This window comes from Hymenobacter sp. BT730, from assembly GCF_030542105.1.
GTDB lineage: Bacteria > Bacteroidota > Bacteroidia > Cytophagales > Hymenobacteraceae > Hymenobacter.
This window is the reverse complement of record NZ_JAUOFB010000002.1, coordinates 615,406-630,819: the sequence shown is the minus strand read 5'-3', so window position 1 is coordinate 630,819 and position 15,414 is coordinate 615,406. Positions and strand designations below refer to the sequence as shown.

The 15,414-nt window shown below is 51.2% G+C and carries 16 protein-coding genes and 1 pseudogene; 10 read left to right on the top strand and 7 right to left on the bottom strand.

Features of this window, described 5'->3' with window-relative positions:
• Nucleotides 1-34: 34 nt before the first annotated feature.
• Together Q4G72_RS09570 and Q4G72_RS09565 are read left to right on the top strand one after the other, a co-directional pair.
• Entirely contained in the window at nt 35-361 is a 327-nt protein-coding gene (locus Q4G72_RS09570; RefSeq protein WP_303311191.1) for a hypothetical protein, read from the top strand.
• Nucleotides 362-561: 200 nt separating this feature from the next.
• Nucleotides 562-1,155 (top strand): recombinase family protein, encoded by a 594-nt coding sequence (locus Q4G72_RS09565; protein ID WP_303311190.1) that lies wholly within the window; start codon nt 562-564, stop codon nt 1,153-1,155.
• A 250-nt stretch (nt 1,156-1,405) separates the two neighbouring features.
• Here the strand turns inward: Q4G72_RS09565 and Q4G72_RS09560 are convergent, their stop codons facing one another.
• The 3 genes from Q4G72_RS09560 to Q4G72_RS09550 form a co-directional block, all read right to left on the bottom strand.
• On the bottom strand, nt 1,406-1,852 hold the full coding sequence (locus Q4G72_RS09560) for a hypothetical protein (RefSeq protein WP_303311189.1): 447 nt from the start codon (nt 1,850-1,852) through the stop codon (nt 1,406-1,408).
• A 44-nt stretch (nt 1,853-1,896) separates the two neighbouring features.
• Entirely contained in the window at nt 1,897-2,913 is a 1,017-nt protein-coding gene (locus Q4G72_RS09555; RefSeq protein ID WP_303311188.1) for a hypothetical protein, read from the bottom strand.
• 239 nt (nt 2,914-3,152) lie between these two features.
• Nucleotides 3,153-4,490, bottom strand: coding sequence for a hypothetical protein (locus tag Q4G72_RS09550; protein ID WP_303311187.1), 1,338 nt, complete (start codon nt 4,488-4,490; stop codon nt 3,153-3,155).
• A 130-nt stretch (nt 4,491-4,620) separates the two neighbouring features.
• On the opposite strand from Q4G72_RS09550, the gene Q4G72_RS09545 reads away from it, so the two are divergent.
• Nucleotides 4,621-4,956: a YbaB/EbfC family nucleoid-associated protein gene (locus tag Q4G72_RS09545; RefSeq protein ID WP_044513373.1), complete on the top strand. Its 336-nt coding sequence runs from the start codon at nt 4,621-4,623 to the stop codon at nt 4,954-4,956.
• A 16-nt stretch (nt 4,957-4,972) separates the two neighbouring features.
• Nucleotides 4,973-6,094 carry a glycosyltransferase family 2 protein gene (locus Q4G72_RS09540; protein ID WP_303311186.1) on the top strand — a complete coding sequence of 374 codons (1,122 nt, stop codon included), beginning with the start codon at nt 4,973-4,975 and terminating at the stop codon, nt 6,092-6,094.
• Here Q4G72_RS09540 and Q4G72_RS09535 read toward each other — a convergent pair.
• Nucleotides 6,095-6,205: pseudogene (locus Q4G72_RS09535) on the bottom strand (PspC family transcriptional regulator); the annotation flags it as partial. It lies immediately after the preceding gene.
• 160 nt (nt 6,206-6,365) lie between these two features.
• On the opposite strand from Q4G72_RS09535, the gene Q4G72_RS09530 reads away from it, so the two are divergent.
• From Q4G72_RS09530 to Q4G72_RS09520, 3 genes are all read left to right on the top strand, one after another.
• The gene (locus tag Q4G72_RS09530) at nt 6,366-8,177 is read left to right on the top strand and encodes a tetratricopeptide repeat protein (RefSeq protein ID WP_303311185.1); all 1,812 of its coding nucleotides are present in this window, start codon (nt 6,366-6,368) and stop codon (nt 8,175-8,177) included.
• 98 nt (nt 8,178-8,275) lie between these two features.
• A complete protein-coding gene (locus Q4G72_RS09525) occupies nt 8,276-9,268 on the top strand; it encodes a pyruvate dehydrogenase complex E1 component subunit beta (protein ID WP_303311248.1) in 993 nt (330 codons plus the stop codon).
• A 173-nt stretch (nt 9,269-9,441) separates the two neighbouring features.
• Nucleotides 9,442-9,993, top strand: coding sequence for a DinB family protein (locus tag Q4G72_RS09520; RefSeq protein ID WP_303311184.1), 552 nt, complete (start codon nt 9,442-9,444; stop codon nt 9,991-9,993).
• 11 nt (nt 9,994-10,004) lie between these two features.
• Here Q4G72_RS09520 and Q4G72_RS09515 read toward each other — a convergent pair whose 3' ends face one another.
• The gene (locus Q4G72_RS09515; RefSeq protein ID WP_303311183.1) at nt 10,005-10,457 is read right to left on the bottom strand and encodes an acyl-CoA thioesterase; all 453 of its coding nucleotides are present in this window, start codon (nt 10,455-10,457) and stop codon (nt 10,005-10,007) included.
• Nucleotides 10,458-10,479: 22 nt separating this feature from the next.
• On the bottom strand, nt 10,480-11,202 hold the full coding sequence (locus Q4G72_RS09510) for a class I SAM-dependent methyltransferase (RefSeq protein ID WP_303311182.1): 723 nt from the start codon (nt 11,200-11,202) through the stop codon (nt 10,480-10,482).
• A gap of 100 nt (nt 11,203-11,302) precedes the next feature.
• On the opposite strand from Q4G72_RS09510, the gene Q4G72_RS09505 reads away from it, so the two are divergent.
• Nucleotides 11,303-11,686, top strand: a complete 384-nt coding sequence (locus Q4G72_RS09505) for a hypothetical protein (protein WP_303311181.1) — start codon at nt 11,303-11,305, stop codon at nt 11,684-11,686.
• Nucleotides 11,687-11,910: 224 nt separating this feature from the next.
• Entirely contained in the window at nt 11,911-12,387 is a 477-nt protein-coding gene (locus Q4G72_RS09500) for a nucleoside deaminase (RefSeq protein ID WP_303311180.1), read from the top strand.
• A gap of 69 nt (nt 12,388-12,456) precedes the next feature.
• Here the strand turns inward: Q4G72_RS09500 and ffh are convergent, their stop codons facing one another.
• Nucleotides 12,457-13,812 (bottom strand): signal recognition particle protein, encoded by a 1,356-nt coding sequence (gene ffh, locus Q4G72_RS09495; protein WP_303311179.1) that lies wholly within the window; start codon nt 13,810-13,812, stop codon nt 12,457-12,459.
• Between the two features lie 145 nt (nt 13,813-13,957).
• Between ffh and Q4G72_RS09490 the strand changes: the two genes are divergently transcribed.
• Nucleotides 13,958-15,274 (top strand): glycosyltransferase family 4 protein, encoded by a 1,317-nt coding sequence (locus tag Q4G72_RS09490; protein WP_303311247.1) that lies wholly within the window; start codon nt 13,958-13,960, stop codon nt 15,272-15,274.
• Nucleotides 15,275-15,414 lie beyond the last annotated feature (140 nt).

Here is a 15,414-nt window from a genome sequence, read left to right as displayed (position 1 = left end):
CTACCCAATAGTAATTACCCTATAAAAATAGACCATGAAAAAGCTTCAACTTCTTCTATTTGTAGCCATTATCGGCTGCACCAATAAAAAGGCTCAAAGTGACATAGAGTTAGGCGAAATTGCTATGCAGAAAGCTATGCGGACAGTGATAAACGACAGCACGGCTTATATATCCCTGCGTTTCAACTATGATACAATAGAAACCATTGGAGATATTCGCAGTACCTACCGAGTGACCCATATTTACAGCAACAAATACAATCGAAACCAGACTAGAGAAATTCAACTGGAACTAGTTAAGTTTCATCGAAATGAGGACAGAGAGCCCAAGTTCTTTATCACGGATATCAAACAGTTATAAGAAAATTTACCATATCTATACTGGCGTATTTTCTTCCGTAAAAATTTAACAAAAAAACCGTCTCGAAAAACGACCGTTTTCCCGGACACTCGACGCTGGTGTAAATCCGTATTAAAAGAGGCAAATAATTGTCTCATAAACACGTCTCATTAATCTATGCTTCATTATCTTTGAAGTAGTAGACTTAATGAGACTTACCAATGATTTACGGATATGCCCGCGTCAGCACAGCGGACCAAAATCTCCATATGCAAGTGGATGCTCTCAAAGCATATGGCTGTACAAGTATTGCACAGGAAAAAGCTTCGTCCGTAAAAGAGCGCCCTACCTTGAGGAAACTGCTGACGGAATTACGTGCTGGTGACACTCTCGTCGTTTGGAAGCTTGACCGTCTGGGTCGCTCACTGAAAGATTTGGTGACGTTGGTTATTGGCTTTCAGGAGCAAGGAATCCAGTTTATCAGCCTACAGGATAATCTGGACACTACCACTGCTCAGGGTCGACTCATGTTTAACCTTTTTGCTTCACTGGCCGAGTTTGAAAGGGACCTAATACGCGAAAGAACAAACGCGGGTCTGTCGGCTGCGCGGGCTCGTGGTCGTCAAGGGGGCAGACCAAAAGGCTTGTCGAAAGAAGCTCAATCCAAGGCCGAAGCAGCGAAGACCTTATACTTGAAGCGAGATAAGTCAGTAGGTGAAATCGGCAAGCTGCTTGGTGTAGGTCGAGCTACTATCTATCGCTATTTAAACTACTTAGGAGTTAAAACGAGTCTCTCTGTCATGGAAATTTCTTAGACAAGTAACTAAGCCTTATCCTAAATATTTAGTTATAAAGCATATATAAGGAGAGAGCAGTTTAACTAATTTACTGTTTGCACTTGTGAAATTTTTACAAGTAGAAAGACATGGGTAACTATATTTCAAACCAATGTTATGTTGCCGGAGATAGAATACGTTTATAATAAGCTATTATGAGGCCATTACTTATAATAACCAACTAATAGAATAAAAATTTCAATGGCAGTGTATATAACAAGCACAAAAGTCATGAAATCTGTTTATTTAGCGTTATAGACATTTGATTAAATAAGTTTTTTAATTCCGAAATATCATTTTTAATATTCATAATCTCTCTTTTGCAATCCATAATATTCAAATCTTCGTTCTTTGAATCTCGGCTCTCAAAAGCTGTAGTACTTGATCCAGATAAGTCATGGTTATTACCTTTAAGCCCATTTATATTCATTAGTAAAGAATCTATTCTTCTTGATTGCAATTCAATTTTATTATTATAATTATCAAGTTTCATATTTATATTATCGGTTATTTTATCAATTTCAAACGCAGCATATACTTGAAAACTGTTCCCTTCATCAAACACGGGAGCTCTATTATAACCACCGCACTGCATGTTACCTGACCAACCTAAATCATGCCTGTCTATAACACATTCTGCTGGACCGGGCGTATAAAGTCTTGCAATGGTTTCCATAATTGAATGGCGTTACAAAGTTTAAAATTAGAGAAATAACAAATTTAATACGACAAATCGAAGGATCCATTTGTGATAGAAACAGTGCCGCTAGTTCCGTGGATTCCAGTGGCAGAGAATTCAAAAATTCCTTTAATTGTACGTGCAGACGAACTAAAGCTCGTAACTGTCATATACCCAGTCGTTGGGAATCCATAATATAAGGGGATCATAGCGCCACTCCGGTCATAATGAGCCATAAGTGGGTTACCAATTTTATACCCTCCGACACCAGAAAAAACTGGTAATTGCGGATTTGTTTCGATGTCAACATGCTCAGTATTATTACCATTAATTGCATCACCCGCAATAAATAGTTCACCTCCAATAATTGTACATTGCAATTTAGTAGCAGAATATGTTACCCCATTAAATACCCATGTCATTGTTCCAGTTACTGTATTCACAGTTTTAGAAACATTTACTAGATCTACATTTGTATTTCCTTCTGCAATAACAGTTACCGATCGTTCAGCTGGAGCATCATACCCATTTACGGGAATAAAAGACAATGTATACGTTCCAGCCTCAACAAAAAGTGTAAATTGACCATTAGATGACTCCGGAATAACATTGTATGTTTTTCCATTACTATTAGTTGCCACAACATTTTTAATAGCTGTAAATGGACTTATTTGTCCTCTAATTGCACCTAAATTTGACTTAACGGTTGTAGGACCAACATAGGTAGTAGAACCTTCACTAACATTAGCCGGAACTGGAGCAGGGGCTACGTAACCGTCGGCTGGGGTAAATGTCAAAGTATAATTCCCAACGGCAATGTTTGAGAAATTGTAACCACCACCAGATGGATCTGGAATGGCAGTATGTTTAGCTCCACCACTATGTAATGCTTCAACAGATGAAATAGACACTGATGGAAATACACTACCAGTTATTGATCCAGTTTTTGATCCAGTTTTAAGACTATCTGTATCGTCGTCTTCACAAGCTGGTATCAGAAATAGTAAAAAGGCGTTTAATAGCACATAGGCTAATCGGAAGTATAATTTTTTTTTCATTGCCCATGAGTTTAAAGGCAAATGCCTGTTGACTAACTATCAATGTTTTTCTTTTGCTAATATAGTCATATTTTTTGTTATTATATGAATATATTTATGACTAATTTATCCAACCATATAATTTACTTTTTTTAATATAGAAATTATATAAAGAGTCGTCGATCCCTCAAAACAATGCTATTTTGACACTTAATTCAACTTATAAGAAAATAAAGAATATAACTTTAAAGCACCCATGCCTAAATCCAGAGATTAGCTATAGCTTCTCGACCAGCTTGGCTACTCCCATAAGTATTCATAATAAGATGTGTTCCTTCGTGGCCAACGATATCGGCAATAGCTACGGGGTTTACTCCTCTCTCTAATGCCAGATTGATGAAATTTTTCCGTCCTGTATGGCAGGAAATTAGCTTGTCCTTAGTGAGATACTGCTTCGTAATCTTGCCCCCTCTATAAGTCTTCACCAGCTCCTTCCTTTCGGCTATTGATGGGATACGGCTACATATGGATTTGATATACTTGTTAAAATTTGACGCGGGGACATATTTGAAGTTGTAATCATGCGCCTCCAAAATTTCCTTGACCTTGGGAGCCATAGGAATGAAAATATCGGTGTCGGTCTTCTCCGTACTGAGCCGTATCTGACCGTTTACGATGTTGTCTCTGGTCAACCGGCTGTCAGAGAATCGGACTCCGGTTAAAGACATCAGTATGAACTGGTCCCGAACTACCCGTTCCGTAGGCTTCTCAATAGGCAGCGCTATTAAATCCGCCAGTTCTTCCTTGGTCAAGTAGATAACATTGCTCGTTTTCTTCTTCTTGAAGTCGAGTCTAAAGTCTTTGAGTTCGGAGATGTCCAGCCTTAATGTCCGGGCATAGTAGTAGACGACACTTTTCGTCTTCGTGATAAGGTCCGCTACGGTTTGTGACTGCTTCCCCTGCGCTAAGAGGAAGTTCTGAAATTCACGCAAGGTTGTCACGTTTACCTCGTCAATACGCCACTGGGGGCGAAATTTCGTCACCCATTCCGCTACATTGGTGAATAAGCGCAAGGAGTTCGGTTTGAGCGTTGACTCTCGGGCTTTACGGTAATCGAAAACAAATTTCGAAAGTAACCTCCCCTCGTATATACCCATCCGGAGCTCATAACTCTCCACCTCCTTCTTCTTGGCTTCTACCAAAAGCTCCAGTTCACGAAGCTCTCGGAGAATTTTTTCAAGTTCGGATTCACTGGCGACACACTTACTTTCCTGCAAAGGCTGAATAGCTGCTTGGTTAGCTAACAACTTGCCGTATTCATTGGCCATATTCGCCTTACAGGGCTCCAACCCTTTACCCAGTAAGTTCCGGGCTGTTACTTCCATCATGGCCCGAACGGACTCTATAGCGGCATTCAACTCGGGCGCTTGGGGAAGCTTGCTAATAACTCGACCGGTTTCAGCGTTGAAGTAGTCACGATGCACGACTGCGCCAGTTGACTTCACAAAGTGACTGCCCCTATGCGTATGCTTTACGTAAATTGCAGCCTCAGTCGAAGACTTACCGGTTACTCGCAGGAGATAGCTGATTTTGGACATTCTATAGGAATGTTACCGTTGTGAAATTTTGACACAGAAGCGATATGGGCATTACTTTTCTGTATCAATCCTGTATCAATTGAAATTCAAAAACCCTCTTTTTTAGCCACTACGTAAAGATTTTGAGCATATGTTTGATATGATGGGGATGATGGGGAAGGTAAAAGAGCTCCAGGATAAAATGAAGCAGGCGCAGGATGAACTGCAGCACCTCACGGTTACGGCAGAATCGGGCGGGGGCCTGGTGAAGGCTACCGTGAACGGCCAGCGCCGCGTGCTCAAGCTGGACATCGATGAAAGCCTGCTCTCCGGCCCCGACCGTGACATGATGGCCGACCTGGTAGTGGCCGCTGTGAATAAAGCGCTGGAAGAAGTAGGCGAAAAAGCCAAGGAAGAGCTCAAGAACAAAACCTCCGGCCTGCTGCCCAACATTCCCGGTCTCGATTTCGGCAACCTTGGCCTCTAGTCAGCCTACAAACCTTGTGGGTTCCTGCGCTGATGTAGCCGTCGTTATTCTGAACTGGAATGGCCTGCGCTGGCTGCAGCAGTTTTTGCCGGAGGTAGTGGCCCAGGCCGATGGAGCCACCATTGTAGTAGCGGATAATGCTTCTACCGATGAGTCGGTGGCCTGGTTGCGGGTGCAGTTTCCATCCGTTCGGGTGCTGGTACACGCTACCAACCTAGGTTTCTGTGAAGGCTATAACCAGGCGTTGCGCCAGTTGGATTTCCGGTACTTCGTGCTACTGAATTCAGATGTGGCCGTAACCCCGGGCTGGCTGCTCCCTCTACGCCGGCTGCTGGAAGAGCGGCCGGCCGCGGCCGCCTGTCAGCCCAAAATTTTAGCTCAACAGCAGCCTACTCATTTTGAATATGCTGGCGCCGGCGGGGGCTACCTCGACCGGCTGGGCTACCCGTTCTGCCGCGGCCGCCTGTTTGACACCCTGGAGGAAGACCACGGCCAGTATAACGATGCGCGGCCGGTGGCCTGGGCTACCGGCGCCTGCATGATGGTGCGCGCCAGTGCCTGGCACGCGCTGGGCGGCCTGGAGCCCGAGTTCTTTGCCCACATGGAGGAAATTGACCTGTGCTGGCGCCTGCAGAACGCGGGTCATGAAATCTGGTACCAGGGCGGCAGCACTGTTTACCACGTGGGCGGGGGCACGCTGCACAAGAGCAACCCGCGCAAAACCTACCTTAACTTCCGTAACGGGCTGGCATTGGTCTATAAAAACTCGGCGCCAGCTGAGCTAACCAGCACATTGGTGCAGCGCCTGTTGCTGGACTGGGTAGCTGCCGCCCGGTTCCTAACCCAAGGGGCAACCGGGGATTTCCGGGCGGTGTTGCGGGCCCACCGGGATGTACTAAGGAAGCTTTCTTATTGGAAGGCGCAACGCCAGGAGGCCCGGTCACACCTTTCCGTAGCCCAACGGGCCGGCACCTACCAGGGCAGCCTGGTGTGGGCATATTTTGTACAGGGAAAGCGGACGTTTACGGAGCTACAAATCCCAAACGGTGCTGCGCTGCCGGCGCAAAGCCCGGCGCACGTTCATCCAGAACGCCAGCGCGAAGTAGAGCACCACAGGGGAGCCAAACGTGAAGAATGAAGCGTACACAAACGAGAGGCGCACACTGCTGGTAGAAAACCCTAGCCGCTCGCCCAGCGCATTGCAAACGCCGAAGCTTTGCTTTTCAATAAAGTCGGTTAGTCGTCTCATAGCCCTTACTATCAACAGCTGCCTTTAGTGGCTAACCTGGTCTAAGGTAACACGATACGCCGAAAGGCACAACTTCTACCTGGCATTTTGCCCCAAGATACGCCCCTTGTCAGGAGTTTTTCGTTTGTTGTCTGAAATTAGCCTACCACGTTTTCAATACATGATCAGCCTATCCGTGCGCGTTTTACCACTATTTCTAGCGGCCACTCTCGGCGTCACCTTGTCGGGTTGTACGCTTACCCGGATGATGAAGGTTGCGGGTGAGGGTCAACAAATTACTGTTCAGCCTTCAGTGCTGGACACCAATGGCGAAAATGTTCTGTTTGAAGTGAAGGCGAAAGTACCCGCAGCGCATCTGCGCAAGGGAAAAGCATATAACCTGAACCTCAGCTACCGCTACGATAATGGGCTGCGGGAAGATACCGTGGGCCGCCTCAGCTTTGTGTCTGGCGAGTACGTGTATGATGAGGACCGCAAGGACCAGTTGGTAGTCAGCAAGCAGTTTTCGTTTCCCTTCACGCCGCGCAAAAACCCGGGCCAGTTGCTGGCCACCCCTGAAGCCCGTCAGCGGCGGACGGGCGGCAAAGTGCGCACGGGTAAACAATTTCAAATAGCCCGCGGCATTGTCACTACCAGCCGGCTGGTGGTGCGCCAGGATACGCTCATTCCTTACCTGCCGGAAACGGCCAGTCTGGAAGGGGGCGGCACCCGCGTGTTGCCTTTCTTCTTTGACACCGGCGAAAGCAAAATCCGCAACTACCTGGGCACAAATGTGGCCGCGCTGGAAGAATTCATCGAAGCCAACCAGAAAACCGAACTGGTGATGGTGGTGGCCGGCAACTCGCCGGAGCCCGCCGAAACCAAAAACCCGCACCTGGCCGACCAGCGCGTGCAGGCCCTGGTGAAGTATTATAAAAACCGCGTAGACGTCAGCTCTTACCTGAACTCGGTGAAAGCTATTCAATTTGACACCCGCGCCTACCGCAACCGCTGGGACTTGTTCGTGAACAAGGTGCAAGAGTCGGCGCTGCAGCCGGCGCAGATTGACTCCGTGCTCACCATTCTGAATGAGTCGGAAGGCACGTTTGCCGAACGGGAGCTACAGCTGCATAAGCTTTCCTTCTTTGATTATCTGGAGCAATACATTTATCCGGTGATGCGCTTTGGCACGGTGGCCGTGAAGTACAGCGCCCCCAAACGGTACGAATCAGAAATCTACCTGCTCTCCAAAAAAATTGTGGAGAAGCAAATGGAGGCCGATGCGCTGACGCCCGAAGAGCTGCGGTATTCGGCTACTCTCACGCCACTGTTGGCCGAAAAGCAGCGCATCTATGAAACTTCCATTGCTACTACCGGCCGCTGGGAGGCCTACCACAACCTGGGTGTGGTACTGGCTGCCCGGGCAGATAAGGAAGTGAACCTACGCGTGAAACGGGCTTACCAGCGCCGGGCCGCCACCAACTTCACGCTGGCCGCGCACCGTAACCCTACCGCCCTTACCTTCTACCGCACCGCCACCGCCTACCACCGCGCCGGCGACAAGCTGGAGGCCCTGCAGAACTACGACTACGCCATTAAGCTGGGCGGCCCTCGTCCCATTCTGAATAAAGTATTTGCCGATAAAGCCGCGCTGGAAATCGAAGTAGGCCAGCCCGATGATGCCCTGCGTAGCCTCAGCTTCAGCGACAAATCCTACCAGAATACTATGAACCGCGCCCTGATTTACCTGCTGAAGGAAAACTACGAAGGCGCGGCGCAGATTTACCAAGAGGCCCTCACCCTCAAGCCCAACGATGCCATGGCGTACTACTGCCTGGCCTTAGTAGCTGCTCGTCAGAAAGACGAAGCCCAAATGGGCCAGTACCTGCGCAGGGCCGTGCAGCTGGACCGCCAGTTTGCCCAGCGGGCCGTGGAAGACCTGGAATTCCGAGAGTTTACCGCCACCAAAACGTTTGTGGAGGCCTTAAAGTAGTGTTGTCTCTGGCATTTGCCCGTCCCGTCTGAGCGTCGTAGCTTTACGGGCCGGAAATCCTCCGGCTTTTTCTTTCTGATTTTTCGACTTTCTGTCAACTGACGACTATGCGGACCATCCAATTCCGGGAAGCCCTGCGTGAAGCCATGTCTGAAGAAATGCGCCGCGACCCGCGCGTATTTCTCATGGGCGAAGAAGTAGCTGAGTATAACGGTGCTTACAAAGTAAGCCAGGGCATGCTCGACGAATTCGGCCCGGAGCGCGTAATTGATACGCCTATTGCTGAGCTGGGCTTTGCCGGCATCGGCGTTGGCGCGGCCATCAACGGCCTGCTGCCCATCATCGAGTTCATGACCTTCAACTTCTCCTTGGTTGCTATTGACCAGGTGATTAACTCGGCGGCCAAGATTTATTCGATGTCGGGTGGTCAGTACTCCTGCCCTATCGTATTCCGCGGCCCTACCGGCAACGCCGGTATGCTTTCCTCGCAGCACTCGCAGAACTTCGAGAACTGGTACGCCAACTGCCCCGGTCTGAAAGTAGTGGTTCCCTCCACTCCTTACGATGCCAAAGGCCTGCTGAAATCCGCCATCCGCGACGCCGACCCGGTTATTTTCATGGAGTCGGAACTGATGTACGGCGACAAAGGCGAGGTGCCGGAGGAAGAATACCTGATTCCGATTGGCAAAGCCAACGTAGTGCGTCAGGGCGACAGTGTGACGCTGGTAAGCTTCGGCAAAATGATGAAAGTGGCTTTGGCCGCGGCCGATGAGCTGGCGAAAGAAGGCATCAACGCCGAAGTTATCGACCTGCGCTCCGTTCGTCCTATCGACTACGATACCCTCATTGAATCGGTGAAGAAAACCAACCGCATGGTGGTGGTAGAAGAAGCCTGGCCCCTGGCCAGCATCAGCTCGGAACTAGCCTACATGGTACAGCGCCGCGCCTTCGACTACCTCGATGCCCCCGTAGTGCGTATTACCTGCCAGGACGTGCCCCTGCCCTACGCGCCTACCCTCATTGAGGCTTCGCTGCCTAATGTGGCCCGCACCGTGGCTGCTGTGAAGGAAATAACCTATCAGAAAGCGTAGCTTTTAGCTTTCTGATACCAAAAAGCCCCACTGGTATATACCGGTGGGGCTTTTTGTTTGCTTTGGCCTGCTACCCTTAGCCGTTGGGCCGCTGGCTGCGTAGCAGGCATATTCCTCCATACTGAGCCGAATTCGTACTTTACTGCCTTCCTTCCCTTTTCCCACTCATTCATATGAACCACCGCTTACACATACGCTTTGAGCAGTTGGAACGAGCCACTAACCGCCTGCTGACTTCAGCTTCCGATTTAGGTGAGCAAGCTAATCAAGCACCAGGCCCCGGCCAATGGTCGGCGGCGCAGGTGGTGCAGCATCTGGTGGTGGCGGAGAGTGGAATAGGCCAGTACATAGAAAAGAAGCTCCTGCAAGCGGAGGGCTTACAAAAAGGCGGGGTAGGGTCCTTTCTCAAGTCCAGACTATTACGGGTGCTGTTACGCCTGCCCTTTACCCGCTTTAAAGCCCCTGCTTATCTGACTAACCTAACCCCAGAAACAGTTCCGACCCTGCCTGAGCTTCGTGCCCAGTGGGAAGCAACCCGCCGCCGCCTGGAGCGCACCTTAAATGAGTATCCGGGCAAATTCCTGGACCGGGCCATTTTCAAGCACCCACGCTCCGGTATGCTTACCATCACCCAAACGATGGACTTTATGCTGGACCATATTCTGCATCACCAAAAGCAGTTGGAGCGCATCAGCAAGCAAGTGGCGGTTAAAGCCGTGAAATAAGGCGTTAGATCTTATTCCTCCTTTTTGCGCACAATATCAGCATAGGTATCATGGTGGGTTAGTTGCCGCATAACGGCGGTAATTTCTGCTGGGGGCACCACCAGCTTGCGGGCGCGTAAATCCAGCCAGGCCCCGTCAACGGTAACGGTGGCCGCCAGGCGGTTATCGGCCTTATAAATGCTGTGCACAATACGCCAGCGGGACCCATCTTCATTAATCCCAGCCAGCTCGCCTGTAACCCGGATCTGCTCGCTTAAGCCTACTTCCTTGAAAAACCGCGTGTCCTCACGAAAAAGGATGGGCCCGATGGCCAGCTTAGCGAAGTGCGCTAAGGAAAAACCCTGCTCGGACAAAAACTCCAGCCGTACCTGCGCCGCATAGTCGGTGTAGGCAGAGTGGCGCATGTGCATGTTGGGGTCGAGGTCGGCCCAGCGGGCAGTGTAGGTTTTGGCGAATTCAATCATCCGAAAGAAAGTTTTTGTTAAGCTAGCGCACGGTAAGACGCACCAGATACTGTTCTTGTTCGTCTTCACTGACAAACTCTACTTCATAGCCTGCCGCTTCAGCATAGTCCTGCACAATACCCGCGCCAGCAAAAAGCCAGTGGAATGGCGCGCCGGTTTCATCTTTATACGTCATGCGGTACTCTACCTCGCCGTGGTACGGACCGTTCAGGTTGAATACCAGGGCGCCGTCCTCATCTTCGAACAGATAAGAAATATCGGACGAGGTAGCCAGTATCTGACCACCCGGCAGCAGAAGCGGGCGGGCGTATTCCAGAAATTGCTCCAGCCCTTCCAGCGTGCCTACCAGGCCCAGGCCATTCATGAGCATAAGAATGGTATCGTAATGGCCGGGCGGCAAGGAAAACAGGTCGTGGCAGGCCACTTCCCGCACGCCCCGCTCCTCCATTACCTGCACGGCACCAGGCGAAACATCCACGGCTTTCACCTGGAAGCCTCGGTTTTGCAGCTCCAGCGCATGGCAACCGGCCCCGGCCCCAACATCTAATATGCGGCCACGACACTCTTCCAGGGCGGTGCGCTCCAGTTCCGGCATTTCCCAGAGGGAGCGGAAGAAGTATTGAGCCGGCAGCTCTTCATCATCGGCTACGTTGGAATGCACCACCAGTACCGCCTTTGGGTCGGTGCTGTGGAGGTAAGCTAGCAGGGCGTGGCCCAGTGGATCGGGAGAGACAGAAGCAGACATGGGGCGAAGATAGAAAGGATGACGGCCAAAGTGGGTACCGTATCCTTTCCTATCGGCTCTTCGTTGACACCACCATACCTCCCTTTCGCCGTTTTTAGCCATGTCCGTTAACCTGGATTACCTTGACCCCGCCCTGCTTCCTTTGGAAGAAAAAGTGGAAGCTTACCTAAGCGCCAAAGAAGACTTACAGAAGGCTATTGTAGCCGCCCATACCCGGGAAGGCCAGCCTGTGCCGGAGGAGTTTGAACAGCGCTCTGCCACTGGTTCCTTCGACCAGCAGGCTGATGAAGTAGAAAATGCTGTAGAGAACTTACAGGCTGATCTGGCCATACTGCGCCGGGAGATTATTGAAATGCTACCCGTGCGCAACGAATGGGTAAAAGTAAACTTGGGCTATGGCCCTAGCCGCGTGGGAGCCTTCCGTAACGAGAAAAACCCGCTGCCAGAGGGTGAGGACGAATATATTCTGCGGGTGGTGCAATAGGGTTATTTTTGGAAAATAAAAAAGGAGCAGCTAATAGCCGCTCCCTTTTCCACAACCAAAACACCTAAAAAACTATTCTTTCAAAACACAAATAGCAATTTCGATGCCACTCTGACTGTGGCTAAAAAATTATTAAAATAAATTTCAGGCACTTCGCTGGTAAAGCACTTTCAATTCCTCCTTACCCCAACCTTGGCTACCTTGCACCCTTAATAAGTAAGATCATGCAAGACCCCAATCCTGAGTTTATGCGGGAGGCCATTCGCCTCTCAGTAGAGAAGATGCAAGCCGGCTTTGGTGGCCCATTTGGGGCAGTCATTGTGAAAGACGGCCAGATTATCGCCCGGGGCTTCAACCAGGTTACCAGTACCAACGACCCTACCTGCCACGCCGAGGTTGACGCCATCCGGAAAGCCTGCACCACGCTGGGCACCTTCCAACTCGACGACTGCGACCTGTACACTTCCTGCGAGCCGTGCCCCATGTGCCTGGGCGCTATTTACTGGGCCCGCCCGCGCCGCGTGTTCTACGGCAATACCAAGCAGGATGCCGCCGCCATTGGCTTCGATGACCAGTTTATCTACGACGAAATCGAGAAGCCCCTCCCCGACCGCCAGATTCCGATGCAGCAGCTACTTCGCGAAGAAGCACTGGCGGGCTTCCGGGCCTGGGAGCAAAACACTGGCAAAACGGAGTACTAAGCTCCTTAAGCCATAAAAAAGCCCGAACGATTCCTCGTTCGGGCTTTTTTTGTACGATAGGAAAGGCGCTTAGCGCATGCCTCCGCCACCGCGCATGCCCATCATGCGGGCCATTTGCAGCATGCCGCCTTTGCTCTGGCTCATTTTGTTCATGGTGCGCATCACTTTGCGCATGTCCTCAAACTGCTTCATCAGGTTATTTACCTGCTGAATATCGGTGCCGGAGCCTTTGGCCAGGCGGCGGCGGCGCGAGCCGTTCAGCAATTCGGGCTGGGCGCGCTCCTGTGGGGTCATGCTCTTAATAATGGCCTCAATCGGCTTGAAGGCATCATCATCGATATCCACTTCTTTGATGGCCTTGCTCATGCCGGGAATCATGCCCACCAGATCCTTCAGGTTGCCCATCTTCTTGATCTGCTCCAGCTGGGAGAGGAAGTCATCGAAGTTGAACTGGTTTTTGCGGATCTTCTGGTTGATGCGCTTGGCTTCTTCCTCATCGAACTGCTGCTGGGCGCGCTCTACCAGCGAAATAACGTCGCCCATGCCCAGAATACGCTGGGCCATCCGGTCGGGGTAGAACATGTCCAGCGCCTCCATCTTTTCACCCGTAGAGATGAACTTGATGGGCTTCTCCACTACCGCACGGATAGACAGGGCCGCACCACCGCGGGAGTCACCGTCGAGCTTGGTGAGGACCACGCCGTCGAAGTTGAGCCGGTCGTTGAAGGTCTTGGCCGTGTTTACGGCGTCCTGACCCGTCATGGAATCTACCACGAACAGGGTTTCCGAGGGGTTGATGGCGCGCTTTACGGCCTCAATCTCACGCATCATCTGCTCGTCCACGGCCAGGCGGCCGGCGGTATCAATGATGACTACTTTCTTGTTGTTCTTCTTGGCAAACTCAATGGCGTTTTGCGCAATCTGAACGGGGTTTTTGTTTTCTACTTCGGAATATACTTCCACGCCAATCTGCTCGCCCAGCACTTTCAGCTGGTCAATAGCGGCGGGGCGGTACACGTCAGCGGCCACCAGCAGCACCGTGCGGTTCTGCTTTTTGATGAAGCTAGCCAGCTTGCCGGCGAAGGTGGTTTTACCCGAGCCCTGCAGACCCGACAACAGCACCACGGCCGGGTCGCCTTTGATAACGATATCCTGCTTTTCGCCGCCCATGAGCTGGGTCAGCTCATCGTACACGATTTTGGTCAGCAGCTGACCCGGCGACACGCTGATGAGCACGTCGCGGCCCATGGCCTCTTCCTTAATCTTATCGGTGACGTCTTTGGCCACCTTGTAGTTCACGTCGGCATCCACCAGCGCCCGGCGGATTTCCTTCACCGTGGCGGCTACGTTGATTTCGGTGATGCTGCCCTGGCCTTTCAGCGTTTTGAAGGCCTTATCTAATTTGGTACTGAGGTTATCGAACATTGAATAGCGGATTTGCGCTGATTTCTACTGCTGCTGATTTCGAAGAAATACTCCGCATCGGCCAATTTTTCCCAAAAATAACCAGAAAACCCCGAAAGCCGACTACTGCTTACCTTCGCGGCTTCACCTTTGCTTTCCATTGCCCGTGTCTACGCTGCGCCTGCTTGTGATTACCTATTACTGGCCGCCCTCCGGCGGCGCTGGCGTGCAGCGCAGCCTGAAGTTTGTGAAGCACCTGCCGTCCTTCGGCGTGGAGCCTACCGTGATAACCGTAGACCCCGAAAAAGGTGCCTATCCGGTGCTGGATTTGTCGTTGGCGGCGGATATCCCTCCTTCCGTCCGCGTGCTGCGCACCGATACCTCGGAGCCGTTTGGCAGCTACAAAAAACTCACCGGCCGCCAGCAGATTCCATACGGTGGCTTCGCCAATGAAAGCAAAACCAGCCTCACGCAGCGGTTTTTCAAGTTTGTGCGCGGCAACATCTTCATCCCGGACCCGCGCCGGGGCTGGAACCGCCACGTGCTGCGCGCCGTGGAAGAATTGTATGCCAAGGGCGAGAAGTTTGATGCCGTACTCACAAGCAGCCCGCCTCACTCTACCCAGCTCATCGGCCTGGAGCTTAAAAAGCGTTACAACCTACGCTGGCTGGCCGATTTGCGCGACCCATGGACGGACATCTACTACCATCATGAGCTCAACCAAACGCCTCTGGCCCGCTGGCTGGATGCCCGCTACGAGCGCCAGGTGCTGGAGCAGGCCGATGCTGTACTAGTAACCAGCCCTGACACCAAGCGCCTGTTTCTGGGCAAGTCATCTAGCCTTTCCAGCGAGAAATTTCATGTGCTGCCCAACGGCTACGATGAAAGTGACTTCCGGGAGCCCTCCACCCCACCCGCCGATACGCTGCTCATCACCCACACCGGCACCATTTCCGAGACGTACCACATAGAGCTGTTCCTGAGTGCGGTGGCCGAGTGCGCCCGCCAGAACCCGGATGTGCCGCTGCGCCTGCGTTTTGTAGGAAAAGTATCGGATGGGGTGCGCCGGCAGCTGGAGGAAAACGACCTCACTGAGCTCACCGAGTTAATTCCATTTGTGCCGCATGATGAGTCCGTTAGCTATTTGCTGCGCAGTACGGTGCTACTGATGGCTATTCCTGATGTGCCGCATAATCTGGGAATTTTACCTGGCAAAGTATTCGAGTACCTGGCTGCCAACAAGCCCATTATCTGCATCGGCCCCTGCGACTCTGATGCGGCCCACCTGCTGGATGAATGCGGGGCTGGCCGCGTGTTGCCCTATGATGCCTACGGTGCTATGCTGGATTACCTGACCAACCTCTGCGAGCTGTGGCGCGCCAATTCCAGCCTCGATTTGCCCAAGCTTACCCATGCCGGCTACTCCCGCCGGGCCCTTACCAAGCAACTGGCCAAACTGATTAAAGCGCCACTGTCAGCTTAAGCCTGCGCCAGCCTTTCCCTTACTCCGGACTTCTCCTACTTGTGTCATCCTGAGCAAAGCGAAGGACCTTGTCACGCTAACACGGCTCTTGTCACAACATGATAAGGTCCTTTACAAGCTCAGGATGACAAATAATTTTG

Bases quoted from the DNA above. Each gene is read 5' to 3' on its own strand.
- Q4G72_RS09505 (WP_303311181.1), top strand. From the start codon at position 11,303: ATGTCCGTTAACCTGGATTACCTTGACCCCGCCCTGCTTCCTTTGGAA.
- Q4G72_RS09530 (WP_303311185.1), top strand. From the start codon at position 6,366: ATGATCAGCCTATCCGTGCGCGTTTTACCACTATTTCTAGCGGCCACT.
- Q4G72_RS09570 (WP_303311191.1), top strand. From the start codon at position 35: ATGAAAAAGCTTCAACTTCTTCTATTTGTAGCCATTATCGGCTGCACC.
- Q4G72_RS09560 (WP_303311189.1), bottom strand. From the start codon at position 1,852: ATGGAAACCATTGCAAGACTTTATACGCCCGGTCCAGCAGAATGTGTT.
- Q4G72_RS09500 (WP_303311180.1), top strand. From the start codon at position 11,911: ATGCAAGACCCCAATCCTGAGTTTATGCGGGAGGCCATTCGCCTCTCA.
- Q4G72_RS09510 (WP_303311182.1), bottom strand. From the start codon at position 11,202: ATGTCTGCTTCTGTCTCTCCCGATCCACTGGGCCACGCCCTGCTAGCT.
- Q4G72_RS09515 (WP_303311183.1), bottom strand. From the start codon at position 10,457: ATGATTGAATTCGCCAAAACCTACACTGCCCGCTGGGCCGACCTCGAC.
- Q4G72_RS09555 (WP_303311188.1), bottom strand. From the start codon at position 2,913: ATGAAAAAAAAATTATACTTCCGATTAGCCTATGTGCTATTAAACGCC.
- Q4G72_RS09545 (WP_044513373.1), top strand. From the start codon at position 4,621: ATGTTTGATATGATGGGGATGATGGGGAAGGTAAAAGAGCTCCAGGAT.
- Q4G72_RS09565 (WP_303311190.1), top strand. From the start codon at position 562: ATGATTTACGGATATGCCCGCGTCAGCACAGCGGACCAAAATCTCCAT.
- Q4G72_RS09520 (WP_303311184.1), top strand. From the start codon at position 9,442: ATGAACCACCGCTTACACATACGCTTTGAGCAGTTGGAACGAGCCACT.
- Q4G72_RS09550 (WP_303311187.1), bottom strand. From the start codon at position 4,490: ATGTCCAAAATCAGCTATCTCCTGCGAGTAACCGGTAAGTCTTCGACT.
- ffh (WP_303311179.1), bottom strand. From the start codon at position 13,812: ATGTTCGATAACCTCAGTACCAAATTAGATAAGGCCTTCAAAACGCTG.